The 18416-nt window shown below is 65.3% G+C and carries 16 protein-coding genes; 8 read left to right on the forward strand and 8 right to left on the reverse strand.

The window, feature by feature from the left end:
- Window positions 1-64: 64 nt before the first annotated feature.
- On the reverse strand, window positions 65-1039 hold the full coding sequence (locus tag DFLDMN_RS20715) for a tripartite tricarboxylate transporter substrate binding protein (RefSeq protein ID WP_423199755.1): 975 nt from the start codon (window positions 1037-1039) through the stop codon (window positions 65-67).
- Window positions 1040-1659: 620 nt separating this feature from the next.
- Here DFLDMN_RS20715 and DFLDMN_RS20720 point away from each other — a divergent pair.
- From DFLDMN_RS20720 to DFLDMN_RS20735, 4 genes are all read left to right on the forward strand, one after another.
- Window positions 1660-3111 (forward strand): catalase, encoded by a 1452-nt coding sequence (locus tag DFLDMN_RS20720; RefSeq protein ID WP_423200522.1) that lies wholly within the window; start codon window positions 1660-1662, stop codon window positions 3109-3111.
- A 158-nt stretch (window positions 3112-3269) separates the two neighbouring features.
- The gene (locus DFLDMN_RS20725) at window positions 3270-3884 is read left to right on the forward strand and encodes an ankyrin repeat domain-containing protein (RefSeq protein WP_423199756.1); all 615 of its coding nucleotides are present in this window, start codon (window positions 3270-3272) and stop codon (window positions 3882-3884) included.
- Window positions 3885-4073: 189 nt separating this feature from the next.
- Window positions 4074-4361 carry a hypothetical protein gene (locus DFLDMN_RS20730; protein ID WP_423199757.1) on the forward strand — a complete coding sequence of 96 codons (288 nt, stop codon included), beginning with the start codon at window positions 4074-4076 and terminating at the stop codon, window positions 4359-4361.
- Between the two features lie 208 nt (window positions 4362-4569).
- Window positions 4570-5097 (forward strand): YkgB family protein, encoded by a 528-nt coding sequence (locus DFLDMN_RS20735; protein ID WP_423199758.1) that lies wholly within the window; start codon window positions 4570-4572, stop codon window positions 5095-5097.
- A gap of 154 nt (window positions 5098-5251) precedes the next feature.
- Here DFLDMN_RS20735 and DFLDMN_RS20740 read toward each other — a convergent pair whose 3' ends face one another.
- A complete protein-coding gene (locus DFLDMN_RS20740) occupies window positions 5252-6448 on the reverse strand; it encodes an MFS transporter (protein WP_423199759.1) in 1197 nt (398 codons plus the stop codon).
- Window positions 6445-7185 (reverse strand): 3-oxoacyl-ACP reductase family protein, encoded by a 741-nt coding sequence (locus tag DFLDMN_RS20745; protein WP_423199760.1) that lies wholly within the window; start codon window positions 7183-7185, stop codon window positions 6445-6447. The genes DFLDMN_RS20740 and DFLDMN_RS20745 overlap by 4 nt, the downstream gene beginning before the upstream one ends.
- A 101-nt stretch (window positions 7186-7286) precedes the next feature.
- On the opposite strand from DFLDMN_RS20745, the gene DFLDMN_RS20750 reads away from it, so the two are divergent.
- The 4 genes from DFLDMN_RS20750 (at window position 7287) to DFLDMN_RS20765 (ending at window position 13161) form a co-directional block, all read left to right on the forward strand.
- Window positions 7287-7901, forward strand: a complete 615-nt coding sequence (locus tag DFLDMN_RS20750; RefSeq protein WP_423199761.1) for a TetR/AcrR family transcriptional regulator — start codon at window positions 7287-7289, stop codon at window positions 7899-7901.
- Between the two features lie 319 nt (window positions 7902-8220).
- Complete coding sequence (locus DFLDMN_RS20755; protein ID WP_423199762.1) at window positions 8221-10986, forward strand: DUF4157 domain-containing protein; 2766 nt, start codon at window positions 8221-8223, stop codon at window positions 10984-10986.
- 103 nt (window positions 10987-11089) lie between these two features.
- Window positions 11090-12223, forward strand: coding sequence for an FAD-dependent monooxygenase (locus tag DFLDMN_RS20760; protein WP_423199763.1), 1134 nt, complete (start codon window positions 11090-11092; stop codon window positions 12221-12223).
- Window positions 12224-12225: 2 nt separating this feature from the next.
- On the forward strand, window positions 12226-13161 hold the full coding sequence (locus DFLDMN_RS20765) for a LysR family transcriptional regulator (protein WP_423199764.1): 936 nt from the start codon (window positions 12226-12228) through the stop codon (window positions 13159-13161).
- Window positions 13162-13254: 93 nt separating this feature from the next.
- On the opposite strand, the gene DFLDMN_RS20770 is transcribed toward DFLDMN_RS20765, so the two are convergent.
- The 5 genes from DFLDMN_RS20770 to DFLDMN_RS20790 form a co-directional block, all read right to left on the reverse strand.
- The gene (locus tag DFLDMN_RS20770; protein WP_423199765.1) at window positions 13255-14142 is read right to left on the reverse strand and encodes a fumarylacetoacetate hydrolase family protein; all 888 of its coding nucleotides are present in this window, start codon (window positions 14140-14142) and stop codon (window positions 13255-13257) included.
- Between the two features lie 2 nt (window positions 14143-14144).
- The gene (locus DFLDMN_RS20775) at window positions 14145-15014 is read right to left on the reverse strand and encodes an alpha/beta fold hydrolase (RefSeq protein ID WP_423199766.1); all 870 of its coding nucleotides are present in this window, start codon (window positions 15012-15014) and stop codon (window positions 14145-14147) included.
- A gap of 272 nt (window positions 15015-15286) precedes the next feature.
- Complete coding sequence (locus DFLDMN_RS20780) at window positions 15287-16279, reverse strand: Bug family tripartite tricarboxylate transporter substrate binding protein (RefSeq protein ID WP_423199767.1); 993 nt, start codon at window positions 16277-16279, stop codon at window positions 15287-15289.
- Window positions 16280-16333: 54 nt separating this feature from the next.
- Complete coding sequence (locus tag DFLDMN_RS20785) at window positions 16334-16870, reverse strand: hypothetical protein (RefSeq protein ID WP_423199768.1); 537 nt, start codon at window positions 16868-16870, stop codon at window positions 16334-16336.
- Entirely contained in the window at window positions 16863-18185 is a 1323-nt protein-coding gene (locus DFLDMN_RS20790; protein ID WP_423199769.1) for a 3-isopropylmalate dehydratase large subunit, read from the reverse strand. Before DFLDMN_RS20790 ends, DFLDMN_RS20785 begins: the two co-directional genes overlap by 8 nt.
- Window positions 18186-18416: the final 231 nt, after the last annotated feature.

Consider the following 18416-nt stretch of genomic DNA (forward strand, 5'->3'; position numbering starts at 1 on the left):
GACGGCCTGTGCGGCCGGCCGATTCGCGCCATTGGTTGGATGGCCGGCTGACTGGATGACCGGCTTACTCGACGACCAGCCTGATCTGTCGCGCCAGCGCTTCGTACGTAGTGAGTTCGGTCTTGATCTGTGCGCCCATCTGCGCGGGCGTGTTCCCGACCGGTTCCGCGCCGATGTCGAGCAACTGCCGGCGTACCTCGGGCACCTTGACCATGTGGGCGATCTCGCCATGGATCTTTTCCACCACCGCGGCCGGTGTGCCGGCGGGCGCGACGATGCCGAACCACGTGCCGACGTCGAAGCCCGGCAGCACGGTTTCCGACAGCGTGGGCAGGTCTGGCAGTGCCGACGAGCGCTTGGCCGTAGTGACCGCCAGCGCGCGCGTCTTGTGGGCCTTGACCTGCGGCAAGGCCGACGTGACCGTGTCGAACATCACCTGTACCTGGCCGCCCATCAGATCGGCCACCGCGGGGCCGCTGCCCTTGTATGGCACGTGTACGAGGTCGACGCCCGCGCGCAGCTTGAACATCTCGCCGATCAGGTGGTGCGCCGTGCCGGCCCCGGCCGTACCGTAGTTGAGCTTGCCCGGTTGCAACCTGGCGAGCGCCACGAACTCCTGGATGGTCTTGGCCGGCACGTCGTTGTTGACGACCACGACGTTCGGCACCAGGGCCATCACGCTGACAGGTTCAAAGTCGCGCCCGAAGTTGTACGAGAGCTTCTTGTAGACCGCCTGCGCGATGGTGTGATGCACGGTGCCGAGTAGCAGCGTGTAGCCATCGGCCGGCGCTCGCGCCACCATGGCTGCACCGATGGTGCCGCCGACGCCGGGACGATTCTCGACCACCACGGGCTGTCCCCATGCGAGCGTCATGCGTTGCGCCAGGATGCGCGCGAGCACGTCGGTAGTACCCCCGGGTGCAAAGGGCACGATGATCCTGATCGGTTTGTTCGGATAGCCGGTGGCCGGCTGTGCCGTTGCCAGGGCACAGGCGAGCGCGAGCGGCGCGATGACTAGCGTACGACGTAGTAGGTTCATGGAATGTCTCCGTTGTTTCCGTGGAGGAACGCGGTTCTTTTTTTTAACGATGATGGGGTTTTCACTCAGGCATCTGCCGCGCCGCGGGACCGCGGCAATGAAAGCCTGGGGCGCTCCGGCGATACCGGCGGGGTGGTGCCGGTGCCTGGCGAGCGCGGGGTCGCTGATAGCGATGCTCGCACTCTAACGTTCGCGTGGCAGCATAAGATGCTGACTCCCGGCCTTGCGCCGCCGCCATTCAGCATGAGATGCCGCGCGTGACGCGCTGTCACCCGCCAGGCCGCAGTTCTACGTGAACAGGGCGGTGGCGAGTGGCCGAATTAATCGTATTTGTCACAATCAAACACTGCGGCTTTGCATGATTTTTATTGCAATGCATCGACGCTGAGGCGCGCGGGATTTAAATCTGACATACCCGCGTGGTGACCTATCGCGGCGATTACGAATCGGTATTGGAATGAAACGCCTGTCGACAGTTACATTCGCTCTGCATCGCCACCGATGCGAGCTCCCTCAAACGTCGATACCTGATTCCCATGCGAATTCAACCAATAACATTCACGCGTGCCGCGCTCCCCCTTCTTCTTGCCGCATCGCTGCAACTGGCCCATGCCGCGCAGATGACGCGCGACAATGGCTCGCCGGTCGGCGATAACCAGAACTCGCAGACCGCCGGCCCCAACGGACCGGTTCTGCTGCAGGACTCCCACCTGATCGAGAAGCTGCAACGCTTCGACCGCGAGCGCATTCCCGAGCGTGTGGTGCATGCGCGCGGCACCGGCGCATTCGGTGAATTCGTCGCCAGCACCGATATCTCCGACCTGACGGTCGCGAGCGTTTTTGGGCCGGGCATCAAGACGCCGGTGTTCGTGCGCTTCTCCACCGTGATGGGCTATCGTGGCTCGCCCGAGCAGGCCCGCGACCCGCGCGGCTTTGCCATCAAGTTCTATACGCAGCAGGGTAACTGGGACATGGTCGGCATCAACTGGCCCATGTTCTTTATCCGCGATGCCATCAAGTTCCCGGACTTCGTGCATGCCAACAAGCCGAGCGCGGTAACGGGCGTGCAGGATGCGGACCTCGCCTTCGACTTCTTCGCGCATTCGCCGGAAGCCACCAACATGCTGACGCACCTGTACAGCAACGAGGGCATGCCGGACTCCTATCGCCATATGGATGGCTTTGCCGTGCACGCGTTCAAGTTTGTCAATGCGCGCGGCGAGGTGCACTACGTCAAGTTCCACTGGAAGAGCCTGCAGGGCGTCAAGGGCCTGCGCCCCAACGAGATCGAAGCCTCGATCGGCAAGGACTGGAACCTGAGCACCAACGATCTCTATAACGCCATCAAGCGCGGCGACTTCCCCAAGTGGGACCTGTACGTGCAGGTGCTCACGCCGGCCGAACTGCAGCAGTTCGATTTCGACCCGCTCGACGACACCAAGGAGTGGCTCGGTGTGCCGGAGCGCAAGATCGGCACCATGGTACTGAACCGGATTCCGGACAATTACTTCGAGAGCACCGAGGAGTCGGCCTTTGCACCGTCGCGCCTGGTGCCGGGTATCGAGGTGTCCGAAGACCGCATGCTGCAGGGCCGTTCGTTCGCCTATGCCGACACACAGATGTATCGCCTGGGCGCGAACTTCAACGCGCTGCCGATCAACCGGCCCGTGGTGCCGGTGGTCAATCACAACCAGGACGGCAAGATGAACGGCAGCGGCCGCAGCGGCGAGGTCAACTACGAGCCGTCCGGTATCGCCGAAATCGCACAGGATCCGCGCTACAAGGGTTCGAACCTGCCGCTCGCCGGCACCACGCAGCAGCGGGCGATCGATCGCAAGCAGCCGTTCAGGCAGGCGGGCATCTATTTCCGTTCGCTCCCCGAGCGCGACAAGGTTGACCTCGTGACGGCCCTGTCCGGCGATCTGCGCAAGGTGCGCAACGACGACAACCGCTACACCATGCTGTCGTACTTCAACAAGGCCGACAGCGGACTCGGTGGCCGGCTCGTCAAGGCGCTGGGGGCGGATGGCGCCAAGGTGAAGGCGCTGTCGGACAAGCTCTCCGACGACTGAAGTGCCGATGCCTGGCAGATCCCCGCGGTGCGCCCTGCCAGGCATGCGATGGCGCCGGCCCATCCGTCTCGGCTGGCGCGTCCATACCCGCTTTTCTCCACCGCTTTTGCCTGACCCTCCGGGGTGTTATCGCTTTCCTCCATTCCTGCCGCACGATCATGCATGCTTTCCGCACCCGCCACGCCATCTCCGGCCTCGTCCTCGCCGCCGTGCTGCTATTGAGCGCCTGTGCCAGCCGGGCCCCAGTCACGATGCCGCCGCTGGCGGAAGGGCAGCGAGTCAGTGCGAGCGAATTCGACGACTACTGGTTCGCTGCCGCGCGCCAGGGCCGCTGGGACATTCTCGAGAGCCTGCTGCAAGCGGGTTATCCGATCGACCGTGCCAACAGCCGCGGCTTTACCGCAACGATTCTCGCGGCCTACAACGGCCATCCCGACACGCTACGCGCCCTGCTCAAGGCGGGGGCCAATGCATGCGTGGGCGAGCGCAGCGGCAATACGGCGCTGATGGGCGCGCTGTTCAAGGGCGAGACGGCGTCGGCGCGCGTGCTGATCGATGCGCCCTGCGATCTCAACCAGGAGAACAACGCCGGCGAAACCGCGTTGACCTTTGCCACGCTGTTCGGCCGTTACGACCTGATGCCGGCGATGGTTAGCCACGGCGCCGATCCGAACCACCTGAGCGCGCGCGGCAATACGCCGTTGCGTACCGCGCAGGCCCAGCGCAACACGCAGGCCGAGGCCGTGCTGCGCGGCCTGGGGGCCACGCAGTGAGGCGAGGGTAAGCGAGGTGGGCACGTGTAAGGGCCGTGGAACCAGCCTTATTTAACGTGAGACGATCAGATACTTTTTTAAGCCATCACAGCATTCACGGTATCAGGGTCGGGCCCTACACTGTCTTACATCAGGACGGCAACGACGCCGAGCCTGGCAGCCAAGTTAAACCATTCAAGGAGTGACATCATGAACGTCAAGACCATTGTTTCCGCTCTCGCCCTCGCATCCGTGTTCGTGGCCGGTGCCGCCGAAGCGCGCATCAGCAACCGCGATGGCTACACCCCCGACGGCAAGGTATCGCGCAGTGCCGATCCGTATCTGGACGGCGCGCGTTACGACGCCAACGGCCCGCGCAACCCGTTCGTCGACGGTGCCCGCTACGACGCCAACGGCCCGCGCAATCCGTTCGTCGATGGCGCCCGCAACAACGTCAACGGCCCGCGCGATGTCTTTACCGACGGCGCCCGTCTCTGATCGGACTCGCTCCGACCTGCACGCCCGCTTCCATGGAAGCGGGCGTTTTGTTTTGCACGGTCACAAACAGCGAGACGGCCGTCGGTGAGACGATTTCACATATTTTCGAGTCATAACGGTATTTAGGGAATCATGGTGGCGCCCTACACTGGCTTCCATCAGGACGGCATCCACGCCACGCCTGGCACCAACCCAAATGAGAGCCACCATGAACGACATCTTCCGCAAGATCTCCGCTACGTCGCTGTTCCGCAAGGACCTGGACTACCACCTCGTGCGTACGTCGATGGTCATCATCTTCCTGTTGTTCGGCTACCAGAAGTGGTTCCAGTACGAAGCCGACGTGCTGATACCGTACATCAGCAACGGACCGCTGATTTCGTGGATGTACCCGGTCTTCGGCATTCGCGGCGCCAGCTGGTTTCTCGGCGTCGCGGAATGGACGTTCGGCGCGCTGATCCTGGCTGGTTTCTGGAACCGCAAGCTGGGCGCGCTCGGTGCGCTGGGCTCGATCGCGACCTTTATCGGCACCGTTACCATCATTCCGTTCATGCCCAATGGCTGGGCCGAATCGGCCGGCGGTTTCCCCGCGATGGTGGGTCCCGTAGCCTTCCTGATGAAGGACGTGGTCCTGCTGGCGGCTTCGTTCTACCTGTTCAAGGAAGACGTGCAACGCGTGGTGGCGGAGAGCCAGGCGCCTGCGTCGGTTCGCACCGGCACGTCGTGGGTGAACTGAGTCGAAGCGGTTCTCTCTGCGTCACCCACCGTTCAGCCGGCCGCAAGTCGGGCGACAGTTGCCCGACAGTCGCCCGACAGTCGCCCCGGCAGGGTATGGGTGACTGTGGCCGGCAACGGGGAGGCAAGCGCCATCGGGGCTGGCCGGCGCAACATCAGCGCCGGCACGGTTCCCCACGCATGCGCAGGTTGCGGGCGGTATCGATGCCATACGCGAGCGTCCCGACAAGCACGGCCAGTATCGCCGGTATCACGCCTAATGCGGACAGACTCCAGCGGTCGATTGCCCAGCCTCCTGCCAGCGCACCCAGCGAGATGCCCAGGTTTGCCGCGGAGACGTTGAGCGTCATGGCAAAGGCGGGTGCGCCGGCACCCGCGAGGGTCACGCGCACCTGGCTCAGCGTCACGCCCGCAGTGTGTGTAAGGCTCCAGAGCGCAAGCGGCACCGCCGCGGCCAGCAGGCCATGCGACCATGTGGCTGCATTGACCGACACCGCCAGGACGAGCACGGCAACGACGGTCGCCCGTAACGGCGCGCGATCTGCCACGCGCCCCGCCAGTGAGTTGCCTGCAAGCCCGACCGCGCCGAACACCAGCAGGGCCAGGGCGACGCCATCGCCATCGAGCCCCATGACGCGCTCCAGCCAGACGCCCAGGAACGTGTAGGCCGAGAACATCGCCGCGAACAGCACCACGGACAGGAGCAGGTGCGCAACGAAGACGCCATTGCGCAGGAGACCAGGCGCATGTGCCGCAGGGGCGGACGCCTGGGTGTGCGAGCGCGGAAAGAGCGCCGCGATGCCGCCCGCCATGAGCACCGGCGCAACGGCAAGCACACCGAACGGCAGACGCCAGTCCACGCGTTGCGCGAGCGCGATGCCGGCGGGCAATGCCATCAGAACGCCAAGCACAAAGCCCAGATTGGCTCGGGCCAACGCCTGCCCACGCGCGTCCGGCGCTGCCAGTCGCGCCACTTCCGCCGCGCCCACGCTGATAAAGGCAGGCAACATCGCCCCCTGCGCGATCCGCGCCACCAGCATCCACACAAAGCTTGACGTGATAGCCACGACGGCATTGCCGGCGGCGTACAGCAACAGCACGACGATCAACACCGCACGGGGCGCACGCCGGCTGGCCACCAGCGTTACGAACGGGCCGGCAACCGCCGCCGCCAATGCAAACCATGCGGTCAACTGGCCCGCCGTGGCAAGCGGCAGATCGAGGTCGGCGGCCATGCGGGGCAGCAGGCCGACCACGATGAACTCGGTGCCCACCACCATGGCGATGGCCGGCGCGAGCAGCAGGAGCACGCGCTGCAGGATGGCGTCGGGACGGTCGCCGGCCGGGTTCATGCGTTGGCTCCGCCGTCCACCGTCAGCCCGGTGCCGTTCACCGAGCGCGCAGCGGGGCTGGCGACGAATGCGATCATCGCCGCCACGTCGTCCGCGTCGCCGTAGCGCTGGATGGCCATGCGGGCGCGTTGCGCATCGGCGCGCGGGCTGCTGGCGGGATTCATGTCGGTGTCGGTCGAGCCGGGGTGCACCACGTTGACGGTAATGCCACGGGGGCCGAGATCCCGCGCAAGACCCTTGGTCCAGCCGATCAATGCCGCCTTGCTGGCAGAGTAGAGACTGGTGCCGGCATCGGGGACGCGCTCGGCAAGGTTGCTGCCGGTGTTGATGATGCGTCCACCGTCGCCCATATGGCGCAGGGCAGCCTGCGACGCGACGATCACCGCGCGAACGTTGACCGCCAGCGTCGTATCGACGTCTTCGAGCGACATCTCGTCGATATTGCCGGCGCGGATGATGCCGGCATTGTTCACCAGGATGTCAAGTCCACCCCATGCCGCGGCCGCGCGATCCACGGCGCGCCGGACCGATGCCGGGTCGGCCGCGTCCATCTGCACGGCCACGGCGCGCCCGCCGCTCGCCTTGATCTGTTCCACCAGCGCTTCCGCCTGACTGGCCGAACGCTCATATCCAATGGCCACCGCCGCGCCTTCGGCGGCAAACCGGCGTACCACCGCCGCGCCGATGCCGCGGCTGCCACCGGTGACGAATGCGCGCTTTCCTTCCAGAGACAACATGATCGAACTCCTATTTATGTAATGAACGACACAAAAATAGACGGCGCTTGGCGGATCGTCAAGAGATTTCTATAATGATCGACACATAAATGGAGGGAACGATGGCGGAACGTGGAAGACCGCGCGGCTTCGACCGCGATGTGGCGCTTGGCCATGCGATCGACGTATTCTGGGCAAAGGGCTTCGAAGGCGCCTCGATGAACGACCTGACGACGGCGATGGGCATCGCGTCGCCAAGCCTGTATGCCGCGTTCGGCTCGAAGGAGGCCCTGTTCCATGATGCCGTCGGACGCTACGTCGATACCGACGGCGCGTCCGTCTGGCAGGTGGTCGCTGCAGCCAATACAGCCTATGACGCCGCGGAGGGGCTTTTGATGGAGAGCGCCCGCGCGTTCACGCGCAAGAACAAGCCGACCGGGTGCATGGTCATCCTGTCGGCAGTGTTTGCGGCGGGCAGTCCCGCGATCCGTGACGATCTCGTCGGCAGGCGCAAGGAGTGCACCAGGTTCCTCGCGCGCAAACTGGCCGAAGGGATGGAAACGGGCGAGATTGCCCCGACGACCGACGTCGACGCGCTCGCCGTCTATCTGATGACGGTCCAGCAAGGCATGTCGCTCCAGGCGCGCGACGGCGCCAGCCGCGCGACGCTGATCAAGACGGCGCGGACCGCGCTGGCGGGGTGGGAAGCGCTGACGGGGAACACGCGCGAGCGGTAAGGCCGCGACGGTAGCCAACTTTCGCCAGAACGAGCTGCTAGAATGCCTGCGGCCCAGGGGGACGACGATCATGACCAGGATTAGAGTGCCACGCAGTCCGGAGCAAACGGAACCGTCAGGGCGTTCGCCCCATGGCAATGCCATCGCCTCCCCGCGCAGTCGCCGGATCGCGCAACTCCAGACCCTTTCGGAAGCCAGTGCGCGGGCAGTGGCGCAGCGGCGGGTCATCGACATGGTCGATCACGGCGCGCGCATGACGGCGCGGGACAAGGCGTCTGACCAAGCGTCTGACCAAGCGCCTGACAAGGCGTCCGACAACGTGTCCGACAAAGCGTCGGTCAACGCCAACCACACGGGTTTGCCCGATCCTCTCAAGCGCGGCATCGAGCGGTTGTCCGGCATGTCGCTGGACCACGTCAAGGTTCACTACAACTCTCCCCAGCCCGCACAGTTGCACGCGCATGCCTATGCGCAAGGGAGCGAGATCCACCTCGCACCCGGCCAGGAGCGGCATCTGCCGCACGAGGCGTGGCACGCCGTACAGCAGATGCAGGGCCGCGTCGCCCCCACGCGCCAGTACGCGGGCGTTGCGCTGAATACCAGCCCCGACCTCGAACGCGAGGCCGATGCGATGGGGGCACGGGCAAGCCAGTTGTCCGCCGGGCAGGGCATGCTGACACCGCATTCGCCTCCGACGGGGCGCACGCCAGCCGGTGCGCCAGTGCAGCGCGCTTTCGACGCGCCGCATCCGTCGGAACTCGCCCTCGCCCGCAGATATGTCGCTGCCTTGCGGCCGGATCTGGTGTCCGCGTTCAACCGGGTAGACCGCGACCCGCGCACGGAAACCGATCTGTATGACTGGCTGCGGGCCAATATGGGCGTGACGATGCACGACGTCTACGATTGGGACGATGGCATCGTGCGCGGCCAACCAGTTCGGCTTGGTGGCGAGGAAGTCCGCGGCAGCCGCGACATCGCCTCTGACTCCGACGATGAAATCGACGAATTCCGCATCGGCCTCGAGGAGGGGGAATACAGTGCGGGTGAACTCGTGCGCATGCACCATCTGCTGCGATTGCGCGACGCACCGCGCGACCGGGAGCGGCGCGAACTGATCGTCGAGCATAGCGCGCATCGCGACGGCGGGGCGTTCCGGCGCGCCATCTTTTCCGACAGCGACGACGACAGCGATGGCACGGACACCGGCGGCAGCGATACCGAGGACGACGAAGCCTACGACGCGGACGATCCCACCAACGAGCCTCACGTCACGCGGACATCCGACCTGCTGAAGCCGCAGTTGACCCTCAAGCGGCTGGATGAGCTGGGCGAGGCCGGGCGTATCGACGATCCCGAAGCGCAGGATGCGGCTTTGCGCAAGGTGATGTTCGAGAAGGCCACGCGGCCGCCTCGTTTGTTCCGGAAGACCGCCAAGTTCCGCCATCCGTCTGTCAGCGTTGGCGACCGTGCCAAGGTGCCGGCCAAGCCGACCGAGGCGCAGATGGACGACCTGGCCCAGCTGAACGCACTGCTGCAGCTCGGCGTACCCATTGCCATGGCCGAGCAACTGGTGGAGTCGCGCTTCGTCGTGGCACAGTACCGCGGCCTGTTCTATTCCCGCAAGACCTTTACCGGGCGCAAGCGCGCCCGCCATCGCGGTCTCGATGAGACCAACCGGCCAGTCTTTGCATCGGGCGCGCTGGAAAGCAGTCCGCTTGGCATCGCCGGCTTTTATTACCTGTACGGGGCCGGCGCCCGGCAGGGCGCGCTCAACGCCTATCTGCGCCTGGTCGACGAGCATGCGCAACAGATCCGTCAGGCCCTGTTGCGCTTGCGTTCGCAGCCACCGAGCGAGGCCGCGCGCAAGGCGGTCGGCCGTGCTACCGATAACTTCAAGCCGACTTCGCTGGCCGACATCGGCACCCATTTCTACAGCCAGGACTACGACGCGTATCACAACGCCCTGGCCAGATCGTTGCGTCCCGGTCACGAGCCTTCGCCGCTCGACCCCTTGTTCGCGGGCCTGACCAGCAAGGGCAACCCCAAGGTGTCCACCGGTGACGTACCTACCCATGCGGCACGCTATGCCTATGGCCTGAAACCTTACGAGGGTCACGAGGACGAGGTGCTCGACCCCGAATACGCGGAAGACGGCACGCCGCGCCATCCCTACTCGGGCCAGATGTACGTCTCGATCCATCCGTTGTCCGACTACGATCGCGACGGTCCCGACCAGCTGGTCGAACTGCAGCGCCAGCTGCGCATCAATATCGCGCAGGTCATCCTGCCTGAACGGGAAACGCCTTTCGAAGGGCTGCTCGGCCCTGGCCGCGTCAAGCATCGGATGGCGGCCAAATTCCCGGACCTGCGCAAGCCCTACAAGGCGGTCTACGCGGCAAAGTACGGACTCTCCCGCGCTTTGTTCAACGCGTTCCGCAAGGCCATGCGCGGCACCGAGCCAGGCAGCGACCGGCGCATCTTCGTCGAAGCCCTGCTATCGAATTACCTGGCCATGCACGCCGAACTGAAGGCCGTCGAGACTGCCCACGAGCTGGCGACCGGGCAGGGCGCGCGGCTGGTCTACCGGACCGGGCCCAACTCGCTGGGTTTCGAACCGTCGCCGCTCAGCGGGACGTCGTCCGATGCCACGCCGGACTGGAAGGCCCTGGCGGGATTACTGATCGGCAAGATGAAAAGGACCGCGGTCAAGCAGGGCGGTGGCGCGCCTGACAACGTCGTCCCCATTTCCGGCAACGGTTTTGCCTGCTATATCCGTAGCCTGGTCACCGCGGCCGCGGTGCGCTACAACCTCCTGCCGGCGCACGAAGTCGAGGCGATGGTCGATACCGTGCAGGATCACCTGGGCAGCGTGGGCTTGCGGCAGCAGGGCCAGGCCATCGACGCGGGGGGGCTGGTCGCGGCCGAGGTCCGCCGCGTGCTGGCGCAACTGCTCAACGGCTTCGACCCGCAGATCCATATCGTCACCCAGACCCCGGACGGCCTGGCCACCTATGTCGCCAACGCCGGTGCCATGCCGGTGTATCTGTATTACACACCCGGGCATTTCGACCTGTTGAATCAGTGAACGCGATTCCAGTGGCTGGCCGTCGTGGATGTTCGAAGCCGGACCGGATGCCCGGTTGACTTCGACGACGCACACGCACACGCACGCACACACACGTTAGAGCATGGCATCTTCCCATCGAGACATCGTCATCGTTGGCGCCTCCCTGGCGGGGCTGACCTTATCGCTCGCCTGCGCAACGCGCGGCGTGCCGGTACGGGTGGTCGAACGTACGGAGCGCAAGGCCCATGGTGGCGACAACCTCAGCGTCAGTCTCGCGTCGATCGCGGCCGCCGTCGGCTGCGACCCGCGCGCGGCACCAGCGTTGCCCGTGGTACGTGCCTATCGGGATCGGCATCTGACGAGCTGGCCGGCCTTGTACCAGTGGTTGCGCGATCGGGCCGGGGAAGCGCCGGGCGTGACGCTGGAGGAAAACCGCACCGTCGTTTCGGTGCTGGCCGATCAAGACAAGGCGATGCTTGTCTTTGACAATGGCACCACCGCCGTAGCGGACGCCGTGATCGGTGCTGACGGCTACCACAGCACCGTTCGCCGCGCAGTCGCGCCCGAGTTGCCCTATGCCAGGTACGCCGGCTACCTCGTGTGGCGCGGCCTGATCGAGGAGAGCTCCCTGTCGGCGCCGGTGAACTGGCCGTCCAACGGAGGACTATGGATCGAATTCGAGCAGGGATACCGGCTGGTTGCCGCCGTGCTGCCCGGTCGCGATGGCTCGCTGGAGCCTGGCCAGCGCCAGGTCACCTTCGCGTGGTTCGATGCCGGCAGGGAAGCCCTGCTGCGCGAGACCGGCTGCCTGACCGAGGACGGCCATATCGTGGGCACGCTCGGTGCTGCGGCCATCGGCTCCGACATCCGGGACGACCTTGCCGCGCTGATCCCCCAGCTCTGGCCGGAGACCTGGGCAGAAGCGGTGACCGTGGGCGTGCGCTCGCCCGATGCGATGCGCGGCGCGCCGATCGCCGAGTATCGGCCCGACCGCCTGGCGCGTGGGCGGCTGGCGATCGTCGGCGACGCGGCGCACGTGCTGTCCCCGATGACCGGGAGCGGCTACGCTTCGGGCGTCGAGGACGCCTTCTACCTGTCTGAACTGCTGTCGAAGGCGGACCCGGCGTTGCCGATGGATGTCCTGCTCAAGCAATACGAAACGGCCCGCTTGCCGTACATACGCGGGCTGGTGAACCACTCCGCCAACCTGTCCGCCGAATTCCGGGCGTATGCGTCGGCGTTCAACGTGGTATAGCCATGCACCTGAATCTTCATCAGCTGGATGCGTTTGCACGTGTAGCCCGGCTCGGCGGCTTCTCCCGCGCGGCCGAGCAGATGCACCTGAGCCAGGCCGGGCTGAGCATCCTGATCCGCAAGCTCGAGACACGCCTGTCCGTGCAACTCTTCGAACGGAATTCCCGTGGCGTCACGTTGACGGCATCCGGAAGAGGCCTGCTGCCCATTGCGGAACGGATGTTGCAGGACGCCCAATCGATCCTGAACAACAGCCAGCAGCTCGCCGAACAGGTCATCCGCCGCATTCACATCGCGCTGCCACCGCTGCTGGCATCGACGGTATTGCCTCGTGTGCTATCCCAGTTCCGCGCCTCCCATCCCGCGGTGGATGTCAGTTTCCGCGAGTGCGTCGGCGACGAGCTGGCCCACCATGTGTACACGCGCAGCGTCGATCTGGCGATGACGTTCGAACCCATCGAGAACACCGAACTGGAGTGCCTGCCGCTCGGGCGCGACCAGCTATGTGTGGCCCACGCGCCAGATCATGCGCTGGCACGGTTGCAGCGCGTGCGCTGGGCGGATCTCGTGGGCCTGCCCATCATCGTCAACACACCGGGTAGCGTGGCGCGCGCGTTAGCCGAAGATGCCTTTGCCAGCATGCACGAATCGTTGCAGCCCGCGTTTGAGACCGGCAATCACATGACTTCCGTCGTACTGGCGGGAGAAGGGCTTGGCGTGGCCATCGTCTCGTCGACCGTGCAGGGGCTGGCGCCGTCGATGAACGCGATGGTACGTCCGTTGATCGGCCCGCAGATCATGCGGTCGATTCAGGTGCTCAAGCGACGCGGCTCGCCACTGACGGAACCGGCCGAGGCGTTTCTCGCGCTGTTCGGTACCGCTGCGACGCAGAAGGTATCCGCCAGGACGACCACGCCGCGCGTGCGAAAGTCATCCTGACGATCGTGGCCCTGCCGGCCGCACGCGCCCGCCATGGAGCCGGAGGGAGTGAGGAGGCTGGCCGTGCGGCCAGAACCTCCATTCGCATTGCGGTCACGCGAACCGGTTGTCGATCACGCCGAGGCCGTCCACTTCGATACGTACGCTATCCCCTTCCTGCAGATATTGCGGTGGCGTCATGCCCATGCCGACACCGGCGGGAGAGCCCGTCGCGATGACGTCGCCGGGGTAGAGCGTGATACCGCGCGAGCAAGTCTCGATCAGCGTCGGAATGTCGAAGATCAGGTCGGAGGTATGCGCATCCTGGCGCAACTCGGTCTTCCCCGCTGCCGTGGTCACCCAGCAGCGCACGCGCGTGTTGCTGCCATCGAGCTCGTCGGCCGTGACAATCCACGGGCCCATCGGGCAGAACGTATCGAAGGACTTGCCGAGGTCCCATTGCTGGTGGCGCATCTGCACGTCGCGGGCCGTCACGTCATTGATGATGGTGTAGCCGTAGACGTGCCGCATGGCATCTTCGCGGGTAATGTTCTTGCCGCCCTTGCCGATCACGATGGTCAGTTCCGCTTCGTAATCGATCTGCGCCGATAGCGGCCCCGGCAGCTTCACGGTGGCGCCGGGGCCGATGACGGTCTCGGGCGCCTTGGTGAAGAAGATCGGCCATGCGGCCGGATCCGGTGCGTTGTCCTTGAACACCGTCGTCTGCAGTTCCTTGGCATGGGCGCGGTAGTTGCGACCCACGCACCAGAGATTTCGCCGCGGGACCGGCAGTGGTGCCTCCAGCGTGACCTCGCTCAGGTCGAAGCTGTGGGCCTCGAGCGGCGGCAGCTCGCCGTTGGTCCGGATCGCATGTTCGATCACCGGCAGCGCGCCGCGATGAGCCAGTTCCGCGGCAAGCGCGAACGGTCGCACCGATTTCGCATCCTTGGACACGAGCCCGACGTAACGCACGCCGTCTTTGAGAAATACGCCAATACGCATGTTTACTTCCCCGAGGTTGAGTGATTCGCTTGATAAACCGGTGCGGGCTGCGTGAAGAACGAACGCAGGATGTGATAGACCATCTTGTAGTTCTTCTGCTGGAAGCTCGCATGAGCGATGCCGGACATGACAGCGAACTGCTTGTCGCTGTTGGGCAGCAGCTGGAAGAACTTCAGGAGATCTTCCTCGCTGGCGATGCCGTCGTACTCGCCGCGCATCACGATGGTCGGCATGGGCATCCTGGCCGGGTCGACGACGGGCAATTTCGAGCACATGTCGACGTACGTGCCGGTGGGAACCGAGTCGTCGAGCGTCAGAATCGCATCGGCAAACGCGTCGACGGTGGTGTCGTCCGCGGTGCCGGGATGATCGCGATTGAAAATGCTGTGCACGAACGCATTGTCGATGGGGCGGCGGTTCATGCTGAGCCACTCGTCGAGACGCTTGCGCCGCGCCTCGAGCGTCGGGCTGCCCTCGCCGGTCCACACGAAGGCGTCCAGTGCCAGGCGCGCCACCCGCTCCGGATGCTGCTGCGCGAACAACGCCGCCTTGAGCGCGCCCGAAGAGATGCCGTAGACGAGGAATTGCGTGGCACCCGTATGCTGCGTCATGTACTCGGTGGCTGCCGCGAGGTCGGCCGCGCCGTTCGCGATATCGAAATTGATGTTCCGGTGCTTGCTGGACCGACCGTAGCCTTCACTGTCCACGCACCAGGTATCGAAGCCTTGCGCGGCAAACCAGTCCATGACCGAGGAATCGGGCCGACCGGGCACATGCAGGTCGAAGGTCGGCTGCGCTGCCATCGACGAGCCGTGAACGAACAGGATCGTGCCGACCGGCTTCTGGCCGCCAGCGGCCGGTTTGCGCCACATGAAGAGCCTGACGTCGCCGTCGCGGCTGGTCCAATGTTCTTCTCCGCCCGTCCATTGCACGTTCGGTCGCTGCCGGGAGCCGGGGGCTACTGCTTGAGTTGCTGTCGCGTTCATGGGTCTCTTCCTTGAATGAGGCGCCTCTCATCGGGACGCCAGTGGGTTCGATCGAATTCATGTAGCCGCGCGCGCCCGGCGGCGGGCACAGACGGCGGGGCACAGACGGCGGGGCACAGACGGCGGGGCACAGACGGCGGGGCACACACCGCGCGGGGTTACTCGAGGGTGATCCGCATATCGCTGGCAAGCTTTCTGACATCGCTGATGTAGCGCTTGAGCATCGCGTCCATCTGGTCGGGCGAACTCGATACGGGTTCCGCCCCGACGCCCGCGAACACTTCGCGCACATCTGACAGATCCAGGATGCGCGCCAGCTCCCTGCCGAGCTTCTCGCGCACCGCCTTGGGTACCTTTGACGAGACCACGGTGCCAAACCAGTCCGCGCCGTCATAGCCAGGCGTGCTTGCCTGCGGCAGCGTGGGGGTGCCCGGAATGAACTTCGCACCCTGCGGCGAACTGCTGCCGAGCACGACTACCTGCCCGGCCTTGGCCAGGCTGATGACATTCGGTGCCGGCGCGAAGGCGTAGAGGAGCCGGCCGCCAATCACGTCATTGATGGCTTCCGGGGTGCCGCGGTACGGAATATGCGTGGCCGGGAACCCGCTCACGCGCGCCAGCATGGCGCCGTGGAGATGCGCGGTACTGCCCACGCCCGCCGAGCCGTAGTTCGCGCCATCGGGGGCGTCCTTGCCCACTGCGATCAGCTGCGCGAGACTGCTGATCTTCCGCTTGGGCGACACCACGAGGAAGGCCGGTGAGCGGCCGATCAGGCCGACCCCCGCAATGTCGCGCAACGGGTCGTACGCCAGGCCGCGATCCAGCGCGGAATGGACGCCGAACGCGCTGGGCACCATCATCACCGTCTGGCCATCGGGCTTGGCGGCGAGCAATGCGGTCGCGCCGACCACACCGCCCGCGCCGGCCTTGTTCTCGACGATGACGGGCACCTTCCAGGCTTCCTGCAGGTGTCGCGCCAGCACGCGCGCCAGAATGTCGGTAGTGCCGCCAGCGGATGCCGGCACGATGACGCGGATGGTCTGGCCTGGCGCCGGGTACCTCGGCGAGGGATCCTGCGCCATGGCGCAGGTAGCGGTAAGAGCGGCAGCACAGGTGGCCAGCAATTGGCCAAGCTTTGTGAGGGGTGACACGGAACCTCCTGACCTACGCGTGATGGAGAATGGATTGCGCCGATGCGGATCGGCTTAAACGGCTGCCGACTCGCGCTGGTGCTGCCACCAGTGGGTGAGCCAGCCAGCGGTGCCGCCGCGGGTGACCAGGTCACGCAGTACCTCGGGAACCGGGTTGAGCTGGGCGCGCAGGCCCCGTGTCTGATTCAGGAAGACGCCGGTGGAGAAGTCAACCTCCAGCATGTCCCCGTCGTCGCACAGGTGCAGGATGCCGGGATTGGGCGCCAATACCGGCAGGCCCTCGCCCAGCGCGGCGCGGTAGGCCTGCACTGGCATCGATTCGCACACGAGTCCGAGCCCGTGGGCTCTCATGGCAATGTAGCCGGGAACCTTGGGACCCATGCCGAAGCGCTGGCCCGCCACGATGATGTCGCCGGGGCGGCATTGCTCGCTGAAGCCGGGACGGAGCTCTGCAAACAGGTGCGGCTTGAGCACATCCGGATCCGTCTCGCGCGCCGTGACGAAGTGCGCTGGCACGATGCCGCCGGCATGCGGCACATCGTCACCGAACTTGTGGCACCGGCCACGCATTACCCAATCGAACTTAGACATAGCTGGTCTCCAGGCGCGCGAGCAGGGCGGCATCGGCGGCTGCGGCGCGCGGGTCCGCGATGCGTCCGGCTACCGCGGACGCGGCAACGGTAGCCGGGCTGCCGAGATAGAGGCTGGCATCCCGTGGACCGAATCGCCCCTTGTTGCTGTTGGTTGCAGTGGAAATGGAAACTTCGCCGGACGCCAGCGGCCCGACCACGGCGTCGTTGCACGGTCCGCATCCGGCCGGCAGCACGATCGCTCCGGCATCCAGGAAGACCTGCATGAGTCCATCCGCGACCAGGCGTCTGGTCGAGCGCTCGGAGCCGGGCACCACAAACAGGCGCAAGCCTTCGGCCAGCTTGCGTCCCTTGAGGATACTGGCCGCGATGATCATGTCGTCATACATGCCCGAGCCGCACGAGCCGATAAAGGCGTGGTCCACCGGCGTACCGATCGAGGCCGCAATGTCGGCAGCGTTGGTGACGTCGCCCGGCGGCACCACTTGCGGGCCGACGTGCGCGAGGTCGATGGTGGCTTCCGCCTCGTACCGCGCATCCGCATCGGGATAGACCGGCGTGAACGGGCGCTGCGCGCGCGATGCGCAATAGCGCAGAACCTCCTCCGAAGGCGGGACGAACACACCTGCGGCTCGCATCTCGGTGGGCGTACTGCACAGCGCCACACGTGCGCCGAGACCGAACTGGTCGAGGTCACCCACCAGCTCCAGCACCCGATAATCGAGATCGAAGGGGATGCGCCCGGCCTTGATTTCGCGTGCCAGATAGAAGCCCACATCGCGGGCATATACACCCGGGGCCAGGCGGCCACGCAACACGAGCCTGACCGTGCGCGGCACTGTCATCCACGTCGTGCCTGTCGCCAGCACCCGGGCGATCTCGTTGCCCACACGCAGACCGACCGCACCCACCGCGCCGGCGTTGGTCGCGTGGGTGTCATTGTCGAAATAGAACATGCCGGGCAGCACCACGCCTTCTTCCATCGGAAAGATGTGCCCATGCCCGCCCCGGCCGGCGTCATAGAAGTTGTGGATCTTCCAGCTTTTTACCGCCTTGCGGTTGTAGGCGCCACGTTCGGCGGCACGTGCGCTGCCATAGAGTACGTCGTGGTCGCTCACGACCATTGTCTTCTCGGGGGCATGAATGCGGTCAATCCCGATCGCATCGAGCGTCTGCTTGGCCTCGCGCAGCAGACCGTCATGGATCATGACCATGTCGGGATCTGGAAACAGCAGCGTATCGGCCGCGACGCCGTCACGGTGCGCGGGATCGCGACTGACGCGACCCATGACCTTCTCTATTGCGGTGTAGCCCATTGGCAGCTCCGTTGCAGTCGTGTGACACGACTCTAGGGAGCGCGGGGCGATAAGTAAATTATGAGAATGTGATGGTCGGTTTACGATTCTTTATGGCGGCGTGGCGAGCAGCGTGTGCGCAGCGCCACGTAAAACGCCGGTGTCAGGATCCGGCGCGCTCGTATCGATATCTGGACGATTCGGCACGGTTTGGAGACCATCGGGCGCCGGGCCAACGATAAGATCCACTGC

It is taken from the genome of Cupriavidus sp. H19C3, assembly GCF_049393815.1.
In the GTDB taxonomy this organism is placed as follows: Bacteria; Pseudomonadota; Gammaproteobacteria; order Burkholderiales; family Burkholderiaceae; genus Cupriavidus.